Genomic DNA, 13,361 nt, shown 5'->3' on the forward strand with positions numbered 1-13,361 from the left:
TCCCTCTTCTGTAGGGAACATCACGATGGCATCTCCCAAGCATTTTCTCGATCTTTCTGCCGTTTCCGCGGCGGACCTGCGGACCATTCTCGACGACGCGAAAGTCCGCAAGCAAGCCACCAAGGCCGGCACGGCGGAAAAGCCGCTCGCCGGCAAGGTGCTGGCGATGATCTTCGAAAAACCATCCACCCGCACCCGCGTATCCTTCGATGTCGGCATGCGCCAGCTTGGTGGTGAAACGCTCTTCCTCTCCGGCACGGAAATGCAGCTCGGCCGCGCCGAGACGATCGGCGATACCGCCAAGGTTCTTTCGCGCTACGTCGATGCGATCATGATCCGCACCACGGATCATGATCGCATGCTGGAACTCGCCGAACATGCAACCGTCCCGGTCATCAATGCCCTAACCGACGACACGCATCCCTGCCAGATCATGGCGGACATCATGACCTTCGAGGAGCATCGCGGTCCGGTCGCCGGCAAGACGATTGCCTGGACCGGTGACGGCAACAACGTGCTGCATTCCTTCGTGGAAGGGGCCGCCCGTTTCGGTTACCGCATGAACATGGCGGTGCCGATGGGCTCGGAACCCCACGACAAGTTCTTGAACTGGGCGCGCAACAATGGCGGCGAAATCATGCTCTGCCATGATGCGGAGCGCGCGGTGGCCGGCGCCGATTGCGTCGTGACCGATACCTGGGTCTCCATGAACCAGGAGCATAAGGCGCGCGGTCACAACATTTTCCAGCCCTACCAGGTCAACGGAACGCTGATGAAGCGCGCCGACAAGGAGGCGCTGTTCATGCATTGCTTGCCCGCGCATCGCGGCGAGGAAGTCACCGACGAAGTGATCGACGGCCCGCAATCGGTCGTCTTCGATGAGGCGGAGAACCGGCTGCACGCCCAGAAATCCATTCTCGCCTGGTGCCTGGGCGCTCTCTGAGCATCGCGCCCAAACCTTGAATTCCAGTAAGGCCGGGCCCATCTACCGGCTTTCAAACGCGCCGCATCTTCGGATGGAAGGCGCTTCAACGAACATCGTCGATGCTTTTCCACACGGCCCAGCGGTTCCGCTCGGGCCGTCGCATGTGTAAAAGTCTGAGCGTCGGCGCGAAGGAGTGGAACATGGCGGAAGCGACTGTGGAACTGAAGGAACTCGACTTTGCCGGAGACGATCGTGTCGTGCCCTTCCAGGTCGAGGGGCTCGATGTGCGCGGCCGGGCGGTCCAGCTCGGGCCGCTGCTCAATGCGATCCTCGGCCGTCATGATTATCCGGCCCCCGTGGCGCGGCTGCTCGCCGAAGCGATCGTGCTGACGGCGCTGCTCGGCACCTCGCTGAAATTCGATGGCAAGTTCACGGTGCAGACCAAGGGCGATGGCCCGGTCGACCTTCTGGTCGCGGATTTCTCGACGCCGGACGCTTTGCGCGCCTACGCCCGCTATGACGAGGAAGCGCTGGCTACCGCGGTCAAACAGGGCCGCACCGCGCCGCCTGACTTGCTTGGCGAGGGCGTGCTCGCTTTCACCATCGATCAGGGCCGCGGCATGCAGCCTTACCAGGGCATCGTGCCGCTTGACGGTTCCTCGCTGGAAGAGATTGCCGGCGTCTATTTTCGCCAGTCGGAACAGATTCCGACCAAGGTGCGCCTTGGCGTTGCCGAACTCTTCGATCGGGATGCGGAAGGCAGGCCGCGCCACAACTGGCGGGCGGGCGGGCTCGTCGCGCAGTTCCTGCCGCAGGCGCCGGAACGTATGCGCCAGCCGGACCTGCATGGCGGTGACGGCGACGAACGCGACACGGACCTTGCCGACGACGATGCATGGTCGGAAGCGCGCACGCTGGTGGAAACGATCGACACCGACGAGCTGACCGATCCCCAGGTGCCGATCGAGCGGCTGCTCTTCCGGCTCTTCCACGAGCGCGGCGTCCGCGTCTACGAACCTCAGACGGTGCACGACCGCTGCAGCTGTTCGCGCGAGAAGATCAAGAGCGTCCTGACCGGCTTCAGCGCCGAGGAAATAGAAGAAAGCCAGGAGGACGGCCAGATCGCCGTCACCTGCGAGTTCTGCTCGACGACCTACCGCTATGAAGCAGCCGAGTTCGCCGCGGCCTGATTTTCAAAAGAGCGCAAGGCGCTTTGGGAGCTTGCGCCGAATGCCGTCAGCCGCCTTTGGGTTCGGATGGGTCTTCACGCCGATGCGGAGAAGCGGCTTGGACCGAACGCTTGGCAGCCGTCGCTTTGCCAGTCCCTGAGGGATCAGTTGAGGACGCGCATCAGCCCTGGGCTGTCTAGCGAAAAGGCGGGGATCGTCACCTTGAACGTGTCGCCCTCGTCGGTCTGCATGTCGTAATGGCCGAACATCATGCCGGAAGGGGTGTCGAGGGGACAGCCGGAAGAGTATTCATAGCTGTCGCCCGGCTTGAGCCGCGGCTGCTCGCCGACGACGCCGGGGCCGTCGATCTCGTCCACGATGCCGTTCTGGTCGGTGATGTGCCAGTAGCGATGCACGAGCTTGATTGTCAGCATCGAGTGATTTTCGATGACGATGCGGTAGCCCCAGACATAACGGCTCTCTTCCGGATTGGATTGCTCCTCCAGGTAGTAAGGCTCGACGACGACCTCTATGTCTCTTGTCCGGGCGCGATACATGTGGCACCTCAACAAAAACGCTTCCAGGATTCGATATTGTACGCACATGCGGAAACGTCAAGAATTCTCACGGCTTGAACAACCGCGTGTGAGTGATTCTTGAAGTTAAGGATAACCGTGATGGTGAATCCTTCGGCAGGTTTCACCATCGCGCAATGATCAGGCACCGGTCTTGGAGAGCGCCTGCGCGAAATCCTCGATCAGGTCGTCGGTATCTTCGATCCCGGCGGAGAGGCGTACGGTACCGGGGGAGATGCCGAGTTCGGCGCGTGCCTCGTCGGTCAGGTTCTTGTGCGTCGTCGTCGCCGGATGGGTGATCAGGCTCTTGGCATCGCCGAGGTTGTTGGAGATGCGCACGATTTCGAGCGCGTTCTGCAGCTTGAAGGCTGCTTCCTTGCCGCCCTTGAGTTCGAAGCACACCAGCGTCGAGCCGCCGGTCATCTGCCTTGCGATGATATCGGCCTGCGGATGGTCCTTGCGACCGGGATAGATGACCCGCGCCACCTGGCTCTGGTCGGCCAGGAAGTCGGCGATCTTAGAGGCGTTTTCGGTCTGCTGCCTGACGCGCAGCGGCAGGGTTTCGATACCCTTTAGGAGCGTCCACGCATTGAACGGCGACATGGCCGGGCCGGTATGGCGGAAATAGTCGTGCAGGTTCTCGTCGATCCAGGCCTTGTCGGAAAGAACCACCCCGCCGAGGCAGCGGCCCTGGCCGTCGATATGCTTGGTGGCCGAATAGACGACGATATGGGCGCCGAGCTCCAGCGGCTTCTGGAAGAGCGGGGTGGCAAACACGTTGTCGACCACCACCCTGGCGCCGATCTGGTTGGCAAGCCTGGCGACGCCGGCGATGTCGACCACTTCGAGCGTCGGGTTGGTCGGGCTTTCCAGGAAGAAGACCTTGGTCTTGGGTGTGATCGCCTTTTCCCAGTTTTCGAGGAAGCGGCCGTCGACCAGCGTGCATTCGATGCCGTATTTCGGGGCAAGCGTCTCCACCACCCAGCGGCAGGAGCCGAACAGCGCCCGGGCGGCGACGATATGGTCGCCGGCCTTCAGCTGGCAGAGGATCGCCGCGGTGACGGCCGCCATGCCGGACGCCGTGGCGCGGGCGTCTTCCGCGCCTTCCAGCATGCACATGCGCTTCTCGAACATGTCGTTGGTGGGGCTGCCGTAGCGCGCGTAAATGAAGCCGTCCGTCTCGCCCTTGAAGCGCGCTTCGGCGGCTTCCGACGTGTCGTAGACGAAGCCTTGGGTCAGGAAGATCGATTCCGAGGTTTCGCCATATTGCGAGCGCAGCGTGCCGCCGTGAACGAGCTGGGTTGCCGGGCGCCATTTGTTTGTCATGCTAGTCCCCATTCCAAAACAAAAAACCGGTCGCAAAAAGCAGACCGGTTTCGCACCCGGTCCTTTTAGCCACTTGTTTAACGTGGCTGCAAGCCGACCGGCCAAATCACCACGGGATAAGAGTGGCATAGCGCCGCGCCCCGCTTGCGTCAATGGCCCGCATTTGGTTTTGTCGCCTCCGGCAATGAATGAAGCCAAGGATAGAGCATGACGGCTCGTGAGACGGGAATTCTGGCGGACCGCGCGATCGCGGCACTTTTCGAAACGGGCCGGTTGATATCGGAGCGGACGCTTGATCGCGATCAGATCCAGCCCGCAAGCTTGGACCTGCGGCTGGGTGCGAAAGCCTTTCGCGTCCGCGCCAGCTTCATGCCCGGCCCGAACCATCTCGTCGCCGACAAGCTCGACCGGCTGAAGCTGCATGTAATAGACCTGTCCGAAGGCGCCGTTCTGGAGACCGGCTGCGTCTATATCGTGCCGCTGATGGAGCGGCTCGACCTGCCGGCCGGCATGTCCGCATCCGCGAACCCGAAGAGCTCGACGGGCCGTCTGGACATCTTCACCCGCGTCATCACCGATTATGCGCAGGAATTCGACAAGATCCCGGCCGGATATTCGGGGCCGCTTTATCTGGAAATCTCGCCGCGCACCTTCCCGATCGTCGTGCGCCGTGGTTCGCGGCTGTCGCAGATCCGGTTCCGCATCGGCAATGCACTGCTCGGCGAACCCGAACTGCAGAAACTGCACGACGCAGAGACCCTGGTGGCTGCCGCCAAGCCGAACGTTACCGGCGGCGGGATCGCGCTGTCGATCGATCTTGCCGGCGACAAGCAGGGCCTGATCGGTTATCGCGGCAAGCACCACACGGCCGTCGTCGATGTCGACAAGAAGGCGCAGCACGATATCTTCGATTTCTGGGAGCCGCTCTACAGCCGCGGCCGCAGCGAACTGATCCTCGACCCCGATGAATTCTACATCCTCGTCTCGCGCGAAGCCGTGCACGTGCCGCCTCTATACGCGGCCGAGATGACCCCTTTCGACCCGCTGGTCGGTGAATTCCGTGTCCATTACGCCGGCTTCTTCGACCCCGGCTTCGGCCATGAAGCCGCCGGCGGCCGCGGCAGCCGCGCGGTGCTTGAAGTCCGCAGCCACGAAGTGCCCTTCATCCTCGAAGACGGCCAGATCGTCGGTCGCCTCGTCTACGAACACATGCTGGAGCGTCCGGAAGGCCTCTACGGCACGGGCGTCGGCTCCAACTACCAGGCGCAAGGGCTGAAGCTCTCCAAGCATTTTCGGGTGTAACTGTTCAATCTATCTTGTGCCGTGGGTATGCGTAAAGCATTCCATCTGTTTGCGCACGGCCAAGCCAATGGCCGGAGCAGCAGCTTTTTGCGCGATTGCATTTTTTACGTACCAAAGATAGCCATAGTTGCATTCGTTTCGAAGGCTCAGCATGATCATCCGTAAATATATTCAAATTTTTCTGTTCACTCTCGTTGCAAATCTAATTCTGCCAGTAGTTGGTAGTGCCGGTGCTACGGCTACGGCAGGCGATCGTGGGTTCGGGAACGAACCCATGGATTTTGCGCTGGTACAGAATGATGGCTGCCAGGAAACCTGTATCCAATGGATATCCGCAGAAGGCGAGATAATGCCGGATACGCCTAAGGTTTTCAGGAGGTTTCTGAAAAGGCTGGGCGGCAGGAAACTTCCTGTTGTCTTCCAGTCTTACGGCGGAGACGTCAAGGGAGCTCTTTCCATTGGACGCATCATCCGCAAGGAAGGCCTGGAAACGGCGGTTGGAAGGACGCGGTTGAAGGGTTGCCCGATGGAGGAGCCTCGCTGCAGGGACAAGATAGTTCGAAACGGCTGGTCAACAGGCGAAGTTCGTGCTGGAGGCGCGTATTGTTTTTCAGCGTGCCCGTTTGCTTTTGCCGGAGGCCAAATTCGTGCCGCCGCTCAGAATGCCGCTATCGGTCTTCATCAAATATCAACAGTACATCGAACAGCCGAACGTTCGGCAAGGGGAAAGAAGGTTATTAATGAGACAAGATCAACCAAGATTCGGCCGGCTTTGAAGAAAGAGCTTTCTGAATATTTCACGCAAATGGGGGTCGGCGAGGATGTATTTTTCTATATGGATCTAGCTAGCCCGCAAGGCATGTATCGTGTTCCGACAGAACTGGCGCTCAAATTGGGCTTGGTTACAAAAGTATTCTCGTATCAGGACGACCCAGGCTACGTCATTTGCCTATCAAGCGGTCAAAGAGATGCAGCCTGCGGCGGCGCAAAAGCTAAAGAAACGGACCTAAGGACCAGTATCAATGGTAATCTTCCCAACAGCCACAAGGGAAAAGATGCCGGATTTGAAGACAGCAGAGCGAACGGATCGGATTCGCATGAAATTGGTGAGGACCCGTCGTGTGACATGCTCAACCGAGCCTACATGCGTACCCGGAACACCGGCCGCTATTCGGCTTATCATTATGTGCTGGACCAGAATGGTGAGGAAGTTCTTGCCCTCCAACAGCGCTACATCGATCGGGCTCTGTACTCCAACTCTATGAATACCTCTTGGAAGATATGGCCTCGAGTTGTCCTTGGTACCGTTGAAAATGGAGCCCCTGTTTTCCGGCATTGCCTTCGGTTGCTTGACAAAGTTGTTAACGGCGTTGATGCCTATCATTTCAGCGCGGCGTGGACACGGGGCGCTCGTCGGGCCCACGCGGAAGTTTGGGTTGCGAAAGATACTTTGCGTACCTTGGTCGTTGAGTTGACCGACGGTGCGGCGAAGCAGACGCTTCCGTCTCGTAAGGTGTTTGAACGGTTTGATTTCAGCAGGGAGGTCGTGATCCCGACCTTGGATGCTTCGTCCGCTGCCCCTTGAAAGAAGGCCGGCATCGATAAGACACCATCGGTTAACCGAGCCAACGCCGATGATCTTGATGATACTGGTCGAGCAGCTCCGCCCCGTCTACGAACGTGTGGATAGCGGAAGCATTCTTTGATCCGGCGTCGGCTCGAACTGCCGCGTTCCGGGCCTAAAGCTTCCCGCCCATTTTCGAGCGCGACAAGACTTCCGCTTGACAGGGGAGGCAGTCTGTTGGAAATCTCAGGCCCGCTGCGGGTGTAGCTCAATGGTAGAGCAGCAGCTTCCCAAGCTGAATACGAGGGTTCGATTCCCTTCACCCGCTCCAATTTTTTTCTATAAAGCTTAGATATTGGACATAACAAACTGAATCTAAAAGATTTTTTTGAAAATCAAAAGTTCTTTCGGAACCTTAAAGCCAAGAATCGAACTGGTCTGTTAGATTGGAAAGATGAATACTATCTTTTTGATAAATATGCATTTTCTTTGATCTGGCGGGAGGCGATTCTATGCCGGTTTCCCGTTGTGTATCATCAACAATGCCCTAGCCTTCCTAAAGAAGCTGATTTCCAAATTAGAGAAACCAGCGAATGAACTTCGGCTCATAGAATGAGGAGCCGGGGCCGAATCCTTTCAAGAGTTCTCACGAACAGATGAGGAAATCATTTCCGCATCTGTTCTCTGTAGCTTGGTGGTTTGTCGTTGGATTGGGCCGATCTACGCCGCCTCCCAAACTTGGTTCAAAATCTTGGCTGCCAGTGCCGCCTTGTCCTGCGGCAGGAACCGACCATAGTGCTGCTGCACCACATCCGGCGTATCTTGGATTGCGTAGCTTGCCTGCTCATACGACCCAGTCTGTTTGAGGATATGGGTCGCCAGAATGTCACGTAAGTTATGAGGACCATGCGGCAGCAGGCCCTTGATGGCGCCGCGACCGGTATAGGGATTGTAGATGCCATACCGCTGGATCACGGTCCGCCAGGCTTCGTAGAAAGTTGTGGAGTCATACGCCGCATCCAGACTGGTCGTCTTACGGTTTTGACGAACAGCGTGCCGGGATCTTTTGCTGGGCCGAGCAGGACGCCACGATGGCGATCGATATAGGCTTCGAGGTATTTGTAGAGATCGAGCAAGTCTGGCAGGATGAGCCGGAATGGCTTCTGTCCGAAGAAGGAAGAACCGGAGTTCTTGAAGGCGACCGACGGGATCAACACCTCCCATCCTTGCTCCCGATCACTCCAGCGCAACTCGCCGCATTTCATATCTTGGAGCCGTCGCTCGGATGTCGGGAAATGCCCGCGCGGGCAGACGCGAAGCTGACGAAGATTCTTTTGCCGAAGCCCGAGATGCAGGCCAAGACGAAGCAGAAGGAAGGATCGAACGGCTTCCGCCGCCGCTCGAGGATAGCGGTCTTTGTCCGGCATGCGGTTCAAAATCTCGTCGGTGATCTTGCGATATTCTGCCAGAGGACTGTCCGCTTCCAGAACGCACATGATCGGCTCGAAGGGATCGCGATGCACGCGCATGACCCGCTGCACCTCCTTGGATCGATTGGCGGCATGCCGGTGAAACGCGTCGCAGGCGCCGTGCCAGTCGCGTATGGCGAATTCGATCTCCTCGGGTGCGATGAGGCCCTCGAGCGGCCTGACATTCTTCAGAAGCTCCGGGTGCTGCCGGATCCAGCCCACCTCTGCCCGAGTGAGCGCTTGCGCCACCATCAGCATGTCCTCTTCCCATTTGGTGTAGAAGCCACGCCGCTGTTCCCGCCATTGCAGATACCAGTCCCAGACTCCGGGGAAGATCAGTAGGCCGAATGTCAGGTGGCTGAGTGGGACGCCACGGCCTTTGACGCCGCCGGCGGGCGAGGCTGCCAGCGCCCCGAACATCAAGCCGAGATGCTCGATCTTCTGCGATGCGGTTTCCTCGCCCCAGACGCCGTTGCGCTGAAAGCCGATCGCAGTCAGGGTCGAGGTCTTGAACCGGATCAGATCGGCCATTTCCATTGCCAACCGCGGCGGCGCGTCGACGACGCCGGACAGGAGGTCGGGGTCTTCTAGCGTTTCGGTGGTATTTTTGTTGGCTGTGATTGCCAAGGTGGGCGATCGAGGAGACAGCGGTCCTCCGCCGTAGGTGACACCTGGAAAACGGATAGCATAACGCTGTTTGGTTGCCGCAGCCTGGTAGCGCCTGTAATCGGTCGAACCGGAGATGATGACCCGGCGCACCCAGTCGAGGATTTCCTCCCGCTTGGTGAACGGCAGACTGCTGAAATCGTCCGGAAGGTGCAATGCAATCCTCCGCCTTTCGGCGGGGCTGATATCGCCAACCAGCAATGTCGAGCCGATCACGCTGGATCCTGATCGCCGAGCCATAGGATTCGCTGCTTCCAAGAAGGCGCTGAACTTCATTCAGCCTTTGACGTCTCTCACCAAGATCGGCGGCCGCCTGGCGCTCCTCGTTGCGGAGGGTTTCCAGTTCGTCGAGACTTGGAGCGATGGATTCGAGGGTGGCGAAGGACTCGCGAGTGTTGGCCCCGACGACGCGTCGAAGCATGTCGACGACGGACTCCCAGTCCGTCGGAACAACGGTATCGGCGGGGAGAAGTCCCAACTCGATCGCGTTGCGTAACCAGGCCTGCGTCTCGTTCTGCCAAGCCCGTACGGCGGACCGTGTCGTATTCAGCGCCGATTCCTTTCGGCGAAGCTCGCGGAGCAGGCGGTCGATTTCCCATCGCGCGGCCAACATCTCCGGCGTCAGGGCTCCTAGGACATACGGATAGATCGACTTAAGTTTCTCCCGATGTTCCGTGGTGTCTGCATTGAAATACAGGACCATGGGATTGGCGACGATGTATTGAGGTTGAAAGGTGAATGCAGTGAGGTCTCTGAAACTCACGCGGGCCACGTCGCCCTCCGGAACAAGACCAAGCTGGGAAAGACCGGCGAGGCGGTCCAGCGATTTCTTAACGAAATCCGCAGTCGTATTCTTCTCAGGCGCCTGTAAGGGGACTTCGATCCGGTCCCCTTCCAGGATAAACATGTCACCGGTCTGGCGGGCGTCTCCAGGTTCGCGACGAGCAAGAAGTTTCTGCCCTTCGATCGTTTCGATTATCACTCCGAACCATGAGCATGATTCTCGGATGGTACCCACCGGGATGCTGCACTTTCCAGAAGCCAAGCAGTAATCGATGATCGGAATGACCGCGGATTTGCCAGTTTTAGATGCTCCGCTGACCACATTCACCATGCCGGGCTCGAAACTAACCACGCGAGGAGGATGACCGGATCTTGACCACAAAATGAGCTTGAGGATCTGGAAATGCATCAGGGCTCGACCTTTAGGAGGGAAAACACGTTGCCGGCTGGCAGTCGCGCGCACCAGCGTCCGAGCTTTTCCGCGGACGCCATATGGTGCTTGAGCCGCTCCGGCGGGTTGCGCATGGTGACATCGTTCGCATGCGCTGCTGCGGCTTCATAATCCACCGCGAGCAGCTTGGTGACGACGGCGGCCGAAATCGACTCCAACGTGAGGCCGCGTAACGCGAGTGCCCGTTCGTGAATAGAAAATAGCAGCTCCCGTTCTGCTCCAAGTTTTTCAACGAACTTCGCCAGCCCGGAAGATTGATTGGTCGACCGCAACTTCTCCATGGTGATCCGGTGCAGGATGAGCGGAAGAACAAGAAAGAGCAGTTGCAGGGTGGGCTTGGAGCCAGGTTTTTCTAGCTCGTAGCCTCGGGCAAATCGCCAGATCAGTGTTGCACCGAAGGCAGGGTTCTGAACCTGCGCCACTGGGGAGAGGACGTGATCGGCCATCGCTTATCAGTCCACCGGAAACAATGTCGCGAAATCAGGATGCCAACCTACTCGCTTGCTGTCGGCGAGATGGTTGAATGCTCCGGCTACGAAATGGCCAGGAAGGGTCTGCCCGTCCAAAGGCACGACTGCGGAGGCGCATTTGCGATAGAGAGTCCTGCCGCGTATAGGCTGGCTCGACGTACTTTGGAGATCTTCGATCTCGTCGCGGTTGATCTTGTGTAGCCTGACAAGCTGCTCATCGAACTCGTCAAAGCTATTTACCAGGATCCTGCCGTCGTCGGCCCATTCCACCTTGTCGATCTGCGTTCGAAGGTAGTCGCTCACAGCGGTGAGCAGCATGTCTTCCGTTGCTTCGACCGCATAAAGTTGCCTGACGAAAGTTGGCTCGTTGCTGACCGTCGACGCCACGACGTCGTCCGTAGGTGGAGGCGTCTTGGATACGAGCAGGTTGCCCAGGTCGGACCTTCGTGAAAAGGATTGGAACGATCGTCGAAACTTGGTCGCATCGACTATGGGCGCTTCCCTCGACCGGATGAGATTGTCGACCCGATCGCGCGCGATACCGATCGCCGCTGCGGTGAGTTCCTGCAGTGCGGCAGGCGAGGCGCCGGGACGCACGTACTGTCTTACGGCCTCGAGCGATTCGTCCTCGCTAGAGAATGTGAAGCGGGAGATGATCGATCCGCAGAGAACGTCACCGGCTGCCAAGAATTTGGAGATATGTGGGTGGCAGAGGGCGTCGCTTGGTGTGCTGTTCGCGAGCTTTTTCAGTCGCACGATCACCGCAGCGACATCGCTGCTATTCTCTGCAGACGACATTTGCTTCACGATGCTCCCTGATTTCGAAGGAGTCACATAGTAGTGAAAGCTGGTCGACTGAACATCCACAACACCGTCTTTGCAGAGGGTGCTCCAGTTGGCGAATGTCTTCCAGAGATCAACTGATCGATCGGCCGCCGGATTTCCGGAAAGCGCGCTTTTACACTGCTCAAGCAGTACGGAGCCGTCGGCACGATGTATCGCGACGTCGTCAAGGTACTCCAGCGACACGTGGTCACCGTCCGGGACGCGTAACAGATAGTAAGTGAGGCGGAGCTGTTGGAGCGAAAAGCCCAGATATTGTCCTGCGGCACTTGTCTTGAGCGGCTTATCGAGTTCGACGACAGTCATTTTTCCAAGTTAAGCGATTTTATTTGACGTAGCCAAGAATGTAACTCTGGGTTATCTAAAATTGAAAGTGCTGATTTCTTTCGCGCGCAGAATGTCCACCGGATTTCAATGTGATCTTGAGCTTCGGGAGCGATCACCAAACCCGCCGTGCGTTTGTTGAGGAAGGTTAGACTTAACTAAACAAGGGAAAGATCAATATCTGGCGATGCGGTTCCCCTGAGGTGCTGGTCTCGGTTGTGAGTTATAAGGTTTTATCGATTTTCTTATAATAATTTCCTTGTCTGCTAACGGGAGAATGCGTTATAAGAAATATGCGTAAATCTTATAACGCGGTGCCCGATGAAAATAATCGACCTTGTTTACCGAACGATGTTTGCCGAACTGGTGCAACGGAGCCTTGATGCATCGTTCGAGACCGATTTCTCGACCGCGGGCAATTTTGTCCGGGTGCCTGTGAAGGGGCGGGATTACTGGTATTTCGAGGAAACCCAACCGAACAAGACGCGGAAATATGTCGGCCCGGCTGATGATCCCGAGATTGCCGGCAGGGTAGCTGCTTTCAAGGAGATCAAGGAAGACCTGCGCGGGCGGCGGAAGCTGGTGTCCACCCTGACACGGGAAGCCGGGCTGATAGCGCCCGATCGTTTTACAGGCGATATCGTGGAAGCGATCGGCAATGCGGGCATCTTCCGTCTGAGGGGCGTTCTCGTCGGAACGGTCGCCTTCCAAGCCTATGCCGGTTATCTCGGTATCAGATTGCCGGGCGCCTCGCTGCAGACGGGCGATGCGGATTTCGCCCAGCATTATTCCATATCCTCATCTGTTGAAGACAGCCTTCCCCCCATACTCGAAATTCTCAAAGGCGTTGACCCGACTTTTCGGGCAATTCCCCATCGGTCCGATCCCGCACGCGTCACGCAGTTCGAGAACGCCGCGAGATACAAGGTTGAGTTCCTGACTCCGAACCGGGGATCCGATGACTATGCCGATCATGCGAGCCCGATGCCGTCTCTCGGCGGTGCATCTGCGCAGCCGCTGCGTTTTCTGGATTTCCTGATCCATGAGCCCATACGCACAGTGATGCTGCATCGGTCCGGGGTATCCGTGACAGTGCCGTCGCCCGAGCGTTATGCCGTCCACAAACTGATCGTCGCCTCGCGTCGTCAGTCCGATGCGAACGGTATTTCCAAACGCGAGAAGGACGTCCATCAGGCAAGCCTCCTGATCGAGGCGTTGAAGATCACGCGTCGTCAGGATGAACTTGCTGAAGTTTTCGCGGAAGCCTGGAACAGAGGGCCGCAGTGGCGAGGGGCGATTGAAAAAGGTCTCGATCTTATACCGGACAAGCAGCGTATGGCGACCGATATGATATTGAAGGAAGCCTTGATATCAATCGGTGAGAAACTTGATGGGTTTACAGATGTTGGATCAGGTTTGGCCGGTTAATTTCATAAAGGGGAACGGTAAGCGAGGAGTCCAGCACATACGGCCTTAGGCTGTCTTAGAGGGAAT

General features: G+C 58.0%; 9 protein-coding genes, 1 tRNA gene, 1 pseudogene and 1 riboswitch. Of the genes and pseudogenes, 6 read left to right on the forward strand and 5 right to left on the reverse strand.

Going from position 1 to position 13,361, the window contains the following annotated elements:
• Positions 1 to 25 precede the first annotated feature (25 nt).
• Both argF and DMO26_RS26095 read left to right on the forward strand, forming a co-directional pair.
• On the forward strand, positions 26 to 943 hold the full coding sequence (gene argF / locus DMO26_RS26090) for an ornithine carbamoyltransferase (RefSeq protein WP_117195257.1): 918 nt from the start codon (positions 26 to 28) through the stop codon (positions 941 to 943).
• 182 nt (positions 944 to 1,125) lie between these two features.
• Entirely contained in the window at positions 1,126 to 2,115 is a 990-nt protein-coding gene (locus tag DMO26_RS26095; RefSeq protein WP_117195300.1) for an Hsp33 family molecular chaperone, read from the forward strand.
• A gap of 143 nt (positions 2,116 to 2,258) precedes the next feature.
• Here DMO26_RS26095 and apaG read toward each other — a convergent pair whose 3' ends face one another.
• Positions 2,259 to 2,651, reverse strand: a complete 393-nt coding sequence (apaG, locus tag DMO26_RS26100; RefSeq protein WP_117195258.1) for a Co2+/Mg2+ efflux protein ApaG — start codon at positions 2,649 to 2,651, stop codon at positions 2,259 to 2,261.
• A 159-nt stretch (positions 2,652 to 2,810) separates the two neighbouring features.
• Positions 2,811 to 3,995, reverse strand: coding sequence for an O-succinylhomoserine sulfhydrylase (locus DMO26_RS26105; protein WP_117195259.1), 1,185 nt, complete (start codon positions 3,993 to 3,995; stop codon positions 2,811 to 2,813).
• Positions 3,996 to 4,039: 44 nt separating this feature from the next.
• A riboswitch (SAM riboswitch) is annotated at positions 4,040 to 4,118 on the reverse strand.
• 84 nt (positions 4,119 to 4,202) lie between these two features.
• Between DMO26_RS26105 and DMO26_RS26110 the strand changes: the two genes are divergently transcribed.
• The 3 genes from DMO26_RS26110 (at position 4,203) to DMO26_RS26120 (ending at position 7,192) form a co-directional block, all read left to right on the forward strand.
• Positions 4,203 to 5,297 (forward strand): 2'-deoxycytidine 5'-triphosphate deaminase, encoded by a 1,095-nt coding sequence (locus DMO26_RS26110; protein WP_117195260.1) that lies wholly within the window; start codon positions 4,203 to 4,205, stop codon positions 5,295 to 5,297.
• A 151-nt stretch (positions 5,298 to 5,448) separates the two neighbouring features.
• Entirely contained in the window at positions 5,449 to 6,882 is a 1,434-nt protein-coding gene (locus DMO26_RS26115; RefSeq protein WP_117195261.1) for a COG3904 family protein, read from the forward strand.
• 236 nt (positions 6,883 to 7,118) lie between these two features.
• Positions 7,119 to 7,192: transfer RNA gene (locus tag DMO26_RS26120), tRNA-Gly, on the forward strand.
• A gap of 389 nt (positions 7,193 to 7,581) precedes the next feature.
• Here the strand turns inward: DMO26_RS26120 and DMO26_RS26125 are convergent.
• The 3 genes and pseudogenes from DMO26_RS26125 to DMO26_RS26140 form a co-directional block, all read right to left on the reverse strand.
• Positions 7,582 to 9,272, reverse strand: a pseudogene (locus DMO26_RS26125) (hypothetical protein).
• Between the two features lie 915 nt (positions 9,273 to 10,187).
• The gene (locus DMO26_RS26135) at positions 10,188 to 10,676 is read right to left on the reverse strand and encodes a three component ABC system middle component (RefSeq protein ID WP_117195262.1); all 489 of its coding nucleotides are present in this window, start codon (positions 10,674 to 10,676) and stop codon (positions 10,188 to 10,190) included.
• A 6-nt stretch (positions 10,677 to 10,682) separates the two neighbouring features.
• Complete coding sequence (locus DMO26_RS26140) at positions 10,683 to 11,849, reverse strand: ABC-three component system protein (protein ID WP_117195263.1); 1,167 nt, start codon at positions 11,847 to 11,849, stop codon at positions 10,683 to 10,685.
• A gap of 339 nt (positions 11,850 to 12,188) precedes the next feature.
• Between DMO26_RS26140 and DMO26_RS26145 the strand changes: the two genes are divergently transcribed.
• On the forward strand, positions 12,189 to 13,295 hold the full coding sequence (locus DMO26_RS26145; protein ID WP_117195264.1) for a nucleotidyltransferase family protein: 1,107 nt from the start codon (positions 12,189 to 12,191) through the stop codon (positions 13,293 to 13,295).
• Positions 13,296 to 13,361: the final 66 nt, after the last annotated feature.

Source organism: Rhizobium terrae, assembly GCF_003425685.1.
GTDB lineage: Bacteria > Pseudomonadota > Alphaproteobacteria > Rhizobiales > Rhizobiaceae > Neorhizobium > Neorhizobium terrae.

Excerpts from the sequence above, each read along its gene's own strand:
- DMO26_RS26135 (WP_117195262.1), bottom strand. The coding sequence starts at position 10,676 with ATGGCCGATCACGTCCTCTCCCCAGTGGCGCAGGTTCAGAACCCTGCC.
- argF (WP_117195257.1), top strand. The coding sequence starts at position 26 with ATGGCATCTCCCAAGCATTTTCTCGATCTTTCTGCCGTTTCCGCGGCG.
- DMO26_RS26110 (WP_117195260.1), top strand. The coding sequence starts at position 4,203 with ATGACGGCTCGTGAGACGGGAATTCTGGCGGACCGCGCGATCGCGGCA.
- DMO26_RS26105 (WP_117195259.1), bottom strand. The coding sequence starts at position 3,995 with ATGACAAACAAATGGCGCCCGGCAACCCAGCTCGTTCACGGCGGCACG.
- DMO26_RS26140 (WP_117195263.1), bottom strand. The coding sequence starts at position 11,849 with ATGACTGTCGTCGAACTCGATAAGCCGCTCAAGACAAGTGCCGCAGGA.
- DMO26_RS26115 (WP_117195261.1), top strand. The coding sequence starts at position 5,449 with ATGATCATCCGTAAATATATTCAAATTTTTCTGTTCACTCTCGTTGCA.
- DMO26_RS26095 (WP_117195300.1), top strand. The coding sequence starts at position 1,126 with ATGGCGGAAGCGACTGTGGAACTGAAGGAACTCGACTTTGCCGGAGAC.
- DMO26_RS26145 (WP_117195264.1), top strand. The coding sequence starts at position 12,189 with ATGAAAATAATCGACCTTGTTTACCGAACGATGTTTGCCGAACTGGTG.
- apaG (WP_117195258.1), bottom strand. The coding sequence starts at position 2,651 with ATGTATCGCGCCCGGACAAGAGACATAGAGGTCGTCGTCGAGCCTTAC.